This window comes from Mycobacterium sp., from assembly GCF_049281135.1.
Classification (GTDB): Bacteria; Actinomycetota; Actinomycetes; order Mycobacteriales; family Mycobacteriaceae; genus Mycobacterium.
Map to the genome: position 1 here is coordinate 1 of NZ_JBAPRN010000404.1, position 11,994 is coordinate 11,994.

Genomic DNA, 11,994 nt, shown 5'->3' on the forward strand with positions numbered 1-11,994 from the left:
GTCCAAAGAAAATCTGGACGACCACATCGCCCCGCTGATCGGGCGCGGCCTGTCGATCGTGCCGGTCGCCGCGGACGTGGCGACCGAGGATGGCATCGACGCAGCCATCGAGCAGGCGCTGCGCGCCGACGGCGAATTGCACGGGCTGGTCAACGTGGCCGGCGGCGCTGCGCCGGAGACCTGGATGCCGTCGACCCGGGTGACCCGTAACGACTGGCGCGACCTGTTCACCCAGAACCTGGAAACTGCCTTCTTCATGAGCCAGGCCGTCGCCGCGGAATTGAAGGCCGGCAGACGCCGTGGGTCGATCGTGTCGATCTCGTCGATAAGCGGAATGAACACCGCGCCGTTCCACATCGCCTACGGCACCGCCAAAGCGGCGGTCGCGGCGATGACCCGCACCATGGCGGTCGAGCTGGCCGGCGACGAAATCCGGGTGAACGCCGTGGCCCCCGGGGTGACCGCGACCCCGGCTTCGCTCACCTATGTCGACGACGACGCCGAGCGTGATCGCCGCGCCATCGCGATGGGCCGGCGCGGCCGCCCCGAAGAGATCGCCGGCGCCATCCTGTTCCTGCTCTCCGATCTGTCCAGCTACATCACCGGCCAGACGCTGTTGGTCGACGGTGGCCTGGACCTCAAATGGACGCATCTCGACGCCGACAACACCTCGCTTTTTCTCAAGGACCAGTCCTTCCGAGCAGCGATAAGGAGCATGGAATGACCGACGTTGAAGTCGAAGCAGCCGAGCAGCTCTCCGCTCCGGTGACCATCGGCGTCGAGGCCTATCTGTCCGAGGACTATGCCCGCGCCGAGCGGGACAAGCTGTGGCGCAAGGTCTGGCAGCAAGTCGGCCGAGTCGAAGAACTACCGGAGGTCGGCAGCTTTTTGACCTACGACATTCTCGACGACTCAATCATCGTGGTACGCACCGGGAACAACGAGTTTCGAGCCCACCACAACGTCTGCATGCACCGGGGCCGTCGGCTGATCGACACCCCCGACGGCGCGAAGAACGCCCGTGGCCGGGCTCGCAAGTCGTTCGTCTGCGGCTTCCACGGCTGGACCTACGGCCTGGATGGCGCCTGTACGCACATTCGTGAACAGCAGGATTGGCGGGAAGCGCTTACCCCCGATAACACGCACCTGCGGGCGGTCAACATCGACACCTGGGGCGGCTGGTTGTGGATCAACATGGATCCCGACTGCGAGCCGTTGGCCGACTATCTGTTCCCCGCTGCGAAGATCCTGGACCCGTTCGGTCTAGAAAACATGCGCTTCAAGTGGCGCAAGTGGCTGAATTTCGACTGCAATTGGAAAGTGGCGCTGGAGGCCTTCAACGAGACCTACCACGTCTTCACGACGCACCCGGAGTTCAACCAGTTCGGCGAATTCAAGGGATGGGCCAAGGCGCAGGGCAGGCACAGCAACATCGGCTACGACGCTCCAGAAGATCTGGAAGCCACCAAGTCCAAGATCCGGCTCGGCACGGGCGCCGATCCTCGCGTGTCGACCGCGCAGATGCAGGTGTACACGATGGAGGAAACCAACGCCACCACCACGCAGACGCTGGTTGACGCCGCCAAGCGGCTAGTTGACGAATTACCCGAGGACACACCGGCCGACAAAGTTCTCGAGCATTGGCTCGCGTCGGCGCGTCGGGACGATGAGGCACGTGGTGTCATCTGGCCGAAGATCCCGGCCGACATTCTCGGGCAGGCCGGCACCGCGTGGCAGGTCTTCCCGAACTTTCAAATTGGACAGGGCCTGACGAGTGCGCTGTGTTACGGCGCGCGCCCGCACCCCAGCTACAACCCCGATAAGTGCCTCTTCGAGGTATCGGTGTTCGAGCTCTATCCGAAAGGTGAAGAACCCCAGACGGAGTGGGAATATACACCGGTCGGTGACCCGCGATGGCGGTCGGTTCTGCCGCAGGATTTCTCCAACATGGCCGCGGTGCAGCAAGGCATGAAATCCCTTGGTTTCCAAGGTACCAAGCCCAACCCATACCGCGAACGCAGCACCGTCAATCTGCACCATCAGTTGGCGAAGTACATGGGCACCGGCGAGCCTCGGGAGCTTTCAGGTGAGGAGAAGTCACGCCCATGACGATGTACCAAGACGGTTGCGGGCCGACTCAGACGCCCGACGACTTTGACATCGGTGCGCTGCGCGAGAAATATCGGCAGGAACGCGAGAAGCGGCTCCGCAAGGAGGGTTCGAAGCAGTACATCGAGTTGGAGGACGACTTCGCCGGCTACTACGAAGTCGATCCCTACATGCCTGCGACGCCGCGTGAGCCGATTCGCGAAGATATCGACGTGGCGGTCCTGGGCGGTGGCTTCGGGGGACTGCTGTCGGCGGCCTCCCTGAAGAAGGCGGGCGTCGATGACGTACGCGTCATCGAACTCGGTGGCGACTTCGGTGGTGTCTGGTACTGGAATCGGTATCCCGGAATCCAATGCGACAACGAATCATATTGCTATATACCGCTTCTCGAAGAGCTCGATTTCATCCCGTCGAAGAAGTTCGCCGACGGCGCCGAGATCTACCAGCATTGTCGCAACATAGGCAAGCACTTCGGCCTCTACGATTCAGCGATCTTCTCTACTCAGGTGCGCGACTTGCGTTGGGATGAGGAGATCAAGCGCTGGAGGATCAGTACCAACCGCAACGACGATATCCGCGCCCGGTTCGTCGTGCTGGCCTCGGGCCCGTTCCATCGACCGAAGCTCCCCGGCATCCCCGGCATCAAAGCATTTGGCGGACACAGCTTCCACTCGTCTCGGTGGGATTACGACTACACCGGAGGCGATGTCAGCGGCAACCTGGACAAGCTGGCTGACAAGCGCGTCGCGGTGGTAGGCACCGGCGCTACGGGCATCCAGATCACGCCATTCCTGGCCCGCGACGCCCAGCACCTGTACGTGTTCCAGCGGACCCCGTCGACCGTCGACGAACGCAACAACACTGCGACTGATCCGGCCTGGGTGAAGACCCTGCGGCCGGGCTGGCAACGGGAGCGTCAGCGCAACTTCCACTCATGGACGTTCGAAGGCATGGCGCTGGGCCAGCCGGATCTGGTGTGTGATTTCTGGACCGAACTCGGCCGCAACACCGCGGCCAGGGTGCTCGGCTTGGACGACCCTGCTGCGATGACTCCCGAGCAGTTCATGGCGATCCGGGAGGAAGAGGACTACAAGATCATGGAGCGGCTACGGCGCCGCATCGACGCCCTTATCGAAGACGGGGCGACCGCCGACGCACTCAAGCCCTACTACCGCTTCCTCTGTAAGCGGCCCTGTTCCAACGATGATTACTTGGCCAGCTTCAACCGTCCGAACGTCACGCTGGTCGACGTGTCCACGAGCAAGGGCGTCGAGCGGGCGACCGAAAAGGGTCTAGTCGCAAACGGTATCGAGTATGAGGTCGACTGCATCATCTATGCGAGCGGCTTCGAGATCACCACCGAGATCAGCCGCCGCTACTCGATCGAAACGATCGAGGGACGCGACGGTCTCTCACTGTTCGACAATTGGCACGACGGCTACAAGACCTTGCACGGGATGACCAGCCGTGGATTCCCGAACCAGTTCTACACCGGGTTCACTCAGGTCGGTATCTCTGCGAACATCGCCGCCAACTACGAGCTGCAGGGTGAGCACATCGCCTACATCATCGCCGAAGCGCTGGCTCGTGGTGCGACCACGGTGGAGCCCAGCCAAAGCGCACAGGACGACTGGTGTGCGACGGTCCGGGCTACCGCAATCGACAACTCGGCATTCGACGCGCAGTGCACCCCAGGCTATTACAACAACGAGGGCGGCGGTGGCGGTGAAGGAATACGGTCGCATCTGGGTGAGCCGTATGGTCCTGGCTTCTACGCCTTCGAGGATCTACTGCAGGCATGGCGCGAAAAAGGCGACCTGGAAGGTCTGGTCTTGAGCCCATGACGGTCGCGAGATTTGACGATCGAGTTGCCCTCGTCACCGGTGGCGGCCGCGGGTTGGGTGGTGCGTACGCGCGTTTGCTCGCTTCCCGCGGCGCGAAGGTTGTCGTGAACGATCACGGTGGCAGCCTCGCCGGTGACGGGGTTGACACCGGTCCGGCCGAGCAGGTCGTCGATGCGATCAGAGCGGCCGGGGGAGATGCCGTCGCCTGCACCGTGTCGATTGCGGCTCGCGATGGGGCTGACGCCATCGTGCAGACAGCACTTGACCACTACGGCCGTATCGACATCCTGATCCACAACGCCGGCAACGTGCGGCCGGGATCGCTGAAAGAAATGAGCTACGAAGACTTCGACGCGGTGCTCGATGTGCACTTGCGGGGCGCGTTCAACGTTGTGCGGCAGGCATTTCCAGTCATGTGTGCGGCTGGCTACGGCCGCATCGTGTTGACCTCATCGATCGGCGGCCTGTACGGCAACCACGGAGTCGCTAATTACGCGGCCGCCAAGGCCGGCATCATCGGGCTCTCGGCCGTCGCGGCGATCGAGGGCGCCGCGGATGGTGTGACGTCGAACGTGATCGTGCCTGCCGCGGTGACCAGGATGGCCGAGGGGATCGACACGTCGGCGTATCCGCCGATGGGCCCCGAACTGGTCGCGCCCGTTGTGGGCTGGCTGGCACACGAATCCTGTTCTGTGAGCGGTGAAATTTTCATCGCACTGGGGGGCCGGGTCGCCCGGGCAGTCATCGCCGAAAGCCCAGGTGTGTATCGGCCGTCATGGACAGTCGACGATGTCGCCGAGCATCTCGACGCGATTCGAAACATCGAAAATCCGTTGGTTTTTCCGGTCCTGCCCGACGGACATAACGAACATATCCGGTATAGCTTCGGACTGGCGCACAGCTCCAAGGATCTTGGTGCCCTCCGTGGCTGATGGCAGAGGCCCGTTGGCCGGAGTGCGGGTAATCGACGTCACCGCAATGGTGATGGGACCGTATTGCACGCAGATCATGGCCGACATGGGCGCGGATGTCATCAAAGTTGAACCACCGCAAGGTGATAACACCCGCTACATCTCGGTCGGTCCAGCGCCGGGTATGAGCGGGGTCTTCGTCAACGTCAACCGTGGCAAGCGCAGCGTCGTACTGGACCTGCAAACCGACGCCGGAGCGGGCGCCTTACGTGCGCTGGTTCAGACAGCCGACGTGTTCATCCACTCGATGCGCGCCAAGGCGATCGCCAAGCTCGGCTTCGGCTACGACAACGTTGCTGCGATCAATCCCGCTGTCATCTATACCAATTGCTACGGCTACGGGCGACGTGGACCCGATCACGACCGCCCCGCCTACGACGACACCATCCAGGCCGAATGCGGCCTGACGGCGGTGCAACAGCAATTGACCGGCGAGGCCGATTACGTCGGCACCGTCATGGCCGACAAGATTGCCGGGCTGACGGCGCTGTACGCGACGACTATGGCGTTGTTCCATCGCGAGCGCACCGGACAGGGACAAGAAGTCGAGGTCGCCATGTTCGAGACCATGGCCTCGTTCATGCTCGTCGAGCATGCCAACGGTGCCCTGTTCGACCCTCCGCTGGGGCCGGCGATGTATCCGCGCACCGTGGCGCCCAACCGCCGCCCGTATCGCACCAGCGACGGCCACGTCGCCGCCCTGATCTACAACGACAAGCACTGGAACGCGTTCATGAAAGCCGTTCAGCCACCGTGGGCCAGCGAAGAGTATTCGACGTTGGAACAGCGCGCCCGCGAGATCGACACCGTGTACGGACTGGTGGCCGAGACGATGAAAGAGCGGTCCACCGCGGAGTGGTTGGCGCTTCTCCACGAACTCGAGATACCGGCCGCGCCACTGAACACGCCCGGCGCCCTATTCGACGATCCGCATCTCAACGCCGTCGGCATGTTCGAGACGGTGGACAGTCCACACGGGCCGGTCCGCTTCCCGGGTGTACCAACGTGGTTCTCACGGACACCAGGGCGCGTTGCGGGCCCGGCGCCGGGGCTTGGCGCCGACACCGCCGCCGTCCTCGACGAGCTGGGCCTGGCCGCCGATATGAATCCGATGTCGGGTTCCGGATAGCGCCTACAACGAAATGTATTGCAACTGAAGGAGTTTGCTACCATGCTCGTGCCCGTCTACAAACGCATCCTCGATCTGTTCGAGGCCGAGGGTGTGAATACTCTGTTCGGCATCCCGGATCCGAACTTCGTGCACATGTTCGCCGAAGCCGATGCTCGCGGGTGGTCGGTGGTCGCGCCGCATCACGAACTGAGCGCAGGTTTCATGGCCGAGGCGGCGTCGCGCATCACAGGTAAGCCCGGCCTCTGCATTGGCACGCTCGGCCCGGGCATGGCCAATATCGCGGGGGCGATACAGTGCGCGATGGTGGAAAACTCGCCGGTGATCTTCCTCGGCGGCCAGCGGGCCCGCATCACCGAGCGCAGAGTCCGGCGCGGTCGCATCCAGTTCGTCCGCCAGGAACCGCTCGTGGCGCCGTCGGTGAAGTACAGCGCCTCCATCGAGTACGCCGACCAGACCGACGAGATCGTCCATGAGGCCATCCGGCGAGCTATGGCCGGCACACCCGGCCCGGCCTACATCGAGTACCCTTCGCACGTCATCCTCGAGGAGCTCGATGTGCCGAATCCGTTGCCGCCTAATCGGTATCGGCTCGTAAACCAGAACGCGGGTGAGCGCGAGGTGGCCGAAGCGGCGAAGCTTATTCGCGCTGCGGAAAGCCCAATTCTGTTGGTGGGACACGGGGTTCACACGTCACGCACCGGTGCGGCGGTCCGGGAGTTGGCCGACCTGATGCAGTGCCCGGTGATTCAGACTTCCGGCGGCACCTCGTTCATCGAGGGACTGGAGGACCGCACCTTCGCCTATGGATTCTCGCCGGCGGCCGTCGAGGCGGTGGTGAAGTCCGATCTGTGCGTCGCGCTCGGCACCGAGCTGGGCGAACCGAGCCACTACGGCAGGACCCGGCACTGGGCGGAGAACGACGACCTGCGCAAATGGGTTCTGGTTGAACAGGATCCGGTGGCTATCGGCGTCAACCGTCCCATCGACGTCCCCTTGGTCGGCGACCTGCGCGGTGTGGTACCCGAGCTGGTAGACGCGCTGCGGGATACGCCGCGAAAGGCGTCGGTCGACCTCGACCGCTGGATCAAGGATGACGCGGCGGAACTGGCGCAACTTGCCGAGAACGCGCCGACGGGCCGGACCCCGGTACACCCGGCGCGGTTCGTCGTCGAGGCCACCGAAGCTTTCCCCAAGGACGGCATCATGGTGCGCGACGGCGGTGCGACCGTCATCTTCCAGTGGACTTACTCGCAGGCCAAGCCGCACGACGTCATCTGGAACCAGAACTTCGGCCATCTCGGCACCGGATTGCCGTACGCGGTCGGAGCATCGGTCGCCGAAGGCGGCAAGCGTCCGGTGATGCTGCTGACCAGCGACTCGGCGTTCCTCTTCCACATCGCTGAATTGGAAACTGCCGCGCGCCTGCAGCTTCCGCTGGTATGCGTAGTAGGTGTGGACCACCAGTGGGGTCTCGAGGTAGGTGTGTACAAGCGCACCTTCCCGCAGCCGTCGCCGCAGCCCGGCGTGCACTGGAGCAAGGACGTTCGCCTCGACAAGGTCGCCGAGGGCTTCGGCTGCCACGGTGAGTATGTCGAGAAAGAGGACGAGATCGGCCCGGCGATCCAGCGGGCCTATGCTTCGGGAAAGGTCGGCGTCGTGCACGTGTGCATCGATCCGAAGGCCAACTCCGAGGAGATGCCGAAGTACGACGAATTCCGCACCTGGTACGCCGAAGGTACCCAGTAGGAACAGGAGATCTCATGCGCGAGTACTTGGACTTCTACATCGACGGTAAATGGGTCAAGCCGCTGCGGCCCAACGCTTCTGACGTCGAGAACCCGGCGACGGAGCAAATCGCAGGGAAGATCTCGCTGGGCACGGCCGATGACGTCGACGTGGCCGTCAAGGCAGCCCGGCGAGCCTTCGCTAGTTGGTCGCAGACCAGTCGCGAAGAACGGCTGGACCTGTTGCAGGCCATCCTGGCCGAGTATCAGAAGCGGGCGGGTGACCTCGCCGAAGCGGTCACTGAGGAGATCGGCGCCCCGCCGTCGCTGGCGTCGGGTCCGCAGGTGTTCCTCGGAATCGCTCACCTTTCGACGGCGATCGACGCGCTGAAGAATTTCCAATTCGAGGAGCAGCACGGGGAGACCCTGGTCGCCAAGGAGCCGATCGGCGTCTGCGGGCTGATCACGCCGTGGAACTGGCCGCTCAACCAGGTCGCGGTCAAGGTGTATCCGGCGCTGGCGACGGGTTGCACGATGGTTCTGAAACCGTCTGAGATCGCACCTTTTTCGGCTTACATCTTCACTGAGATCATGGACGCGGCGGGCGTGCCGGCGGGCGTGTACAACCTGGTCAATGGTGACGGCCCCGGCGTAGGCGTGGCCCTGGCCAGCCATCCCGACATCGACATGGTGTCGTTCACCGGGTCCACGCGCGCCGGCATCGAGGTGGCCGCCAACGCCGCCGCGACGGTGAAACGGGTGACCCAGGAACTCGGCGGCAAGAGCCCCAACATCGTCCTCGACGACGCGGGGTTTGCCGACAGTGTCACTGCAGGTGTGAAGGGCATGATGCCGAACTCCGGGCAGAGCTGTAACGCACCCTCGCGCATGCTGGTCCCGAATTCCCGGATGGCCGAGGCCGTCGCCGTCGCGCGTTCGGTCGCCGAGGCGGTGAAGGTCGGTGACCCCGCGGACGCGACCGCGATCGGGCCGGTGGTGTCGAAGAACCAGTACGACAGGATCCAGCGCCTGATCCAGAGCGGCGTCGACGCAGGTGCGACCGTCGTCGCCGGCGGCAGCGGCCGGCCGGCGGGGCTGGACACGGGGTACTACGTGCAGCCGACCGTTTTCGCCGACGTCAGCAACGACATGGCGATCGCGCGCGAGGAGATCTTCGGCCCGGTGCTGTGCATCCTGGGCTATGACGACATCGACCAGGCGGTCGAGATCGCCAACGACACCGACTACGGCCTAGCCGGTTATGTGTCTGGAGTCGACCTCGACCAGGCCCGCGCGGTGGCCCGCCGGATCCGCGCCGGCTGGGTGACGATCAACCATGCGTTTGACCTGAACGCGCCGTTCGGCGGCTACAAGCGCAGCGGCAACGGCCGGGAGTGGAGCGAGTACGCGTTCAATGAGTACCTGGAGGTCAAGAGCACCCTGGGCTACGCGCCCGTTTAGGCCACGCACTGGTCGGTCGAACAGCTTCCGGATATGAGCCTGGCCGGCAACTGAGTCAGTCCGGCCCACCATCGAGGAGGTTACGCATGAAATGTCGTGCCGCCGTGATTCGCGGGGTTGGCATGGACTGGGAGATCCACGAAATTGATCTCGATCCGCCCCGCGCCGGCGAGGTCCTGGTGCGGATGGCCGTCGCCGGGATCTGCCACTCCGACGACCACCTGTTCACCGGCGACGTGGTGCCAACTCCCGAAGTGCTGGCCGCGAGCGGTCAGCCTGCGCCGGATTGGTTCCCGCTGCTCGGCGGTCATGAGGGCGCTGGTGTAGTCGCAGAGACCGGGCCGGGAGTGACGGCGGTTCAGCCGGGAGACCACGTAGCGCTGTCGTTCATCCCCGCGTGCGGCAGTTGTCGGTTTTGTGTCAACGGCCAGAGCTACATCTGCGACATCGGCGCCAGCTTGTTCGTCCGGGAAATGCCAACTGACGGAACATGTCGCCGGCATCTCGGCGACGAAAACCTGCTGGCCTATGGACAACTCGGCACATTCGCTGAATATGCTGTGCTATCGGAACGGTCCGTCATCAAGATTGACGAAGCGATTCCGTTCCACGCCGCCTCGCTCGTGTCGTGCGGTGTCAGTACCGGCTGGGGCTCCGCGACGGTGTCGGCAGGCACCGAACCCGGCGACACCGTGGTCGTCATCGGTGCCGGTGGCGTCGGGATGAACGCCCTGCAGGGGGCGCGCGCCGTCGGCGCCAAATACGTCGTCGCGGTGGATCCGGTTGAGTCGAAGCGGGATTCAGCAAAGATCTTCGGTGCCACGCACAGCGCCGCATCCGCTGAGGAAGCGGTGCCGCTGGTGAGGGAGATCACCGCCGGCCTCATGGCCGATCGCGTCGTCGTCAGCCCCGGCGTCGTGCACGTGGACTTGATCCCGCAGGCGATGGCGTTGCTCCGCAAAGGTGGCATCTGCGTGCTCACCGGGATCACCCCCTACACCGAGCCTCCGGTGCCGATGGTCCTGCAGGAGATGACACTGTCGGCCAAGCAACTCAGAGGCGCGCTCTACGGCGGAATGAATCCGCGCACGAGCGTGCCGATGCTGTTGTCGTTGTATCAGGCAGGCGCGTTGAAGCTTGACGAACTGGTGACCAAGCACTACCAACTCGACCAGATCAACGAAGCGTTCGCGGATCTGCGCGAGGGCCGCAACATTCGCGGAATCATCGATTTCGCCAGCAGCTAGCAACCATGCCGGCACCGTCATGGCGGACCCGGTCGCTGGCCTGACCGCGCTGTACACCTGCATGATGGCGCCGCTTCGCTGGGAAAAGCCGGCGAAGGTCAACAAGTAGAAGTCGCGATGTTCGAAACCATGGCATCGTTCATCTCGGTCGAGCATGCCAACGGCGCCATGTTCGACCCCGTCCGAGCCGAACTCGGGCTCGGTGCCGACGCCGCTCAAGGCTCCGCGTAGCCAATTCTCTTGCCGCGCGCGGAGTTGCCGCGCAGCAGCATATTTCGGTTGCTGCCGCGCCGTGTCTGCCGCTGATGCGGTCTGCCCGGACCTAAACTGACGCCTGCATCAGCAGGGAGGGGCACCCGAGTATCGGCGGCAACAAAGCCACCGACCTGGAAACCGGTCGGCGCGCTGGAGAGGTGAACATGGAACCGGCCGGGGCGTACCCCGTGCCGGTTCATTCTGCTGGGAAGCCCCGATGGGTCGCCGCGCCGCCGGCGAGCCGGTTGCCCACCCGCAGGGCGCGCGGCGACTCTGATCGTCCAGAGCGCCGTCCGGGTATTCGTGCGCTGGATGGCGTCCGTGCGGTGGCGGTCGGGCTGGTGCTGGCCGACCACGGGGGCATCCCCGGTATGGCGGGCGGGTTCCTCGGCGTCGACGTGTTTTTCGTGCTGAGTGGATTCTTGATCACCTCGCTGCTGCTCGACGAGCTGGGGCGCAGCGGCCGTATCGACCTGGCGAATTTCTGGATTCGTCGGGCCCGCCGGTTGCTGCCGGCACTGGTCTTGATGGTGCTGGCCGTGGCCGTCGGGCGTCAGCTGTTCTCACCCGAAGCGATCGTGGGTTTGCGCGATGATGCCGTCGCCGCCTTCTTCTGGGTGGCGAACTGGATGTTCGTCGCCGACAAGACGGGTTATTTCGCCCAGGGCACGCCGCCGTCGCCGCTGCAGCACGCCTGGTCGCTCGGCGTGGAGGAGCAGTACTACATCGTCTGGCCGCTGGTACTTGTCGCGGTGGCTGTGGTTCTGGCGGCGCGAGCGCGTCGTCAGGACAAACGGGCCACCCTCGGCGGCGTCCGCTTGACGGTGTTCGTGCTGGCCACGCTGGGAGCGCTGGGCTCTGCCGCGGCCGCCATCCTGCTCGCCTCCGATACGACGCGCGATCGGGTCTACTTCGGCACCGACACCCGTGCCCAGGCGCTGCTGGTGGGTGCGGCGGCGTCGGCGTTGCTGGTCAGCGATTGGGAGTCGCTGAATCGCGGATGGTCGCTGATTCGTTCGCGCTGGGCCAAGTGGGTCGCCAGGGTGCTTCCGCTGGTCGGCCTGGTGTTGTTGGGGGTGGCCGTTCACCACGCCACCGGCAGCGCCCGCGAATTCCGCAGCGGCCTCTTGATCGTGGTCGCCGTCGCGGCGGTGTTGGTGATCGCCCCGGTGGCATTGGATCAGCGCGGGCCCGTCGCCGCCGTGCTGGCCTGGGGTCCGCTGGCCTGGCTGGGCAGCATCTCCTACGGCG

General features: G+C 64.4%; 9 protein-coding genes and 1 pseudogene. All 10 read left to right on the plus strand.

Annotated features, from left to right (window positions below; translation table 11 throughout):
- Positions 1-724 (plus strand): SDR family NAD(P)-dependent oxidoreductase (locus WAN02_RS16410; protein ID WP_422265273.1); only part of this gene is annotated, 724 nt, incomplete at its 5' end.
- Positions 721-2,109: an aromatic ring-hydroxylating oxygenase subunit alpha gene (locus tag WAN02_RS16415; protein ID WP_422265274.1), complete on the plus strand. Its 1,389-nt coding sequence runs from the start codon at positions 721-723 to the stop codon at positions 2,107-2,109. The genes WAN02_RS16410 and WAN02_RS16415, both read left to right, overlap by 4 nt.
- Positions 2,106-3,953, plus strand: coding sequence for a flavin-containing monooxygenase (locus tag WAN02_RS16420; protein WP_422265275.1), 1,848 nt, complete (start codon positions 2,106-2,108; stop codon positions 3,951-3,953). The genes WAN02_RS16415 and WAN02_RS16420 overlap by 4 nt, the downstream gene beginning before the upstream one ends.
- Positions 3,950-4,885, plus strand: coding sequence for an SDR family NAD(P)-dependent oxidoreductase (locus WAN02_RS16425; RefSeq protein ID WP_422265277.1), 936 nt, complete (start codon positions 3,950-3,952; stop codon positions 4,883-4,885). The genes WAN02_RS16420 and WAN02_RS16425 overlap by 4 nt, the downstream gene beginning before the upstream one ends.
- Complete coding sequence (locus WAN02_RS16430; protein ID WP_422265278.1) at positions 4,878-6,053, plus strand: CaiB/BaiF CoA transferase family protein; 1,176 nt, start codon at positions 4,878-4,880, stop codon at positions 6,051-6,053. The genes WAN02_RS16425 and WAN02_RS16430 overlap by 8 nt, the downstream gene beginning before the upstream one ends.
- A 42-nt stretch (positions 6,054-6,095) precedes the next feature.
- Entirely contained in the window at positions 6,096-7,802 is a 1,707-nt protein-coding gene (locus WAN02_RS16435; RefSeq protein WP_422265279.1) for a thiamine pyrophosphate-binding protein, read from the plus strand.
- 14 nt (positions 7,803-7,816) lie between these two features.
- Positions 7,817-9,241: an aldehyde dehydrogenase family protein gene (locus tag WAN02_RS16440; protein ID WP_422265280.1), complete on the plus strand. Its 1,425-nt coding sequence runs from the start codon at positions 7,817-7,819 to the stop codon at positions 9,239-9,241.
- A gap of 86 nt (positions 9,242-9,327) precedes the next feature.
- The gene (locus tag WAN02_RS16445; RefSeq protein WP_422265281.1) at positions 9,328-10,488 is read left to right on the plus strand and encodes an NDMA-dependent alcohol dehydrogenase; all 1,161 of its coding nucleotides are present in this window, start codon (positions 9,328-9,330) and stop codon (positions 10,486-10,488) included.
- 10 nt (positions 10,489-10,498) lie between these two features.
- A pseudogene (locus tag WAN02_RS16450) lies at positions 10,499-10,668 on the plus strand (CoA transferase); the annotation flags it as partial.
- Positions 10,669-10,931: 263 nt separating this feature from the next.
- The coding region (locus WAN02_RS16455) for an acyltransferase family protein (protein ID WP_422265282.1) at positions 10,932-11,994 on the plus strand (1,063 nt) is incomplete at its 3' end.

Coding starts and splice junctions, on each gene's coding strand:
- WAN02_RS16415 (WP_422265274.1), top strand. CDS start 721: ATGACCGACGTTGAAGTCGAAGCAGCCGAGCAGCTCTCCGCTCCGGTG.
- WAN02_RS16420 (WP_422265275.1), top strand. CDS start 2,106: ATGACGATGTACCAAGACGGTTGCGGGCCGACTCAGACGCCCGACGAC.
- WAN02_RS16425 (WP_422265277.1), top strand. CDS start 3,950: ATGACGGTCGCGAGATTTGACGATCGAGTTGCCCTCGTCACCGGTGGC.
- WAN02_RS16435 (WP_422265279.1), top strand. CDS start 6,096: ATGCTCGTGCCCGTCTACAAACGCATCCTCGATCTGTTCGAGGCCGAG.
- WAN02_RS16440 (WP_422265280.1), top strand. CDS start 7,817: ATGCGCGAGTACTTGGACTTCTACATCGACGGTAAATGGGTCAAGCCG.
- WAN02_RS16445 (WP_422265281.1), top strand. CDS start 9,328: ATGAAATGTCGTGCCGCCGTGATTCGCGGGGTTGGCATGGACTGGGAG.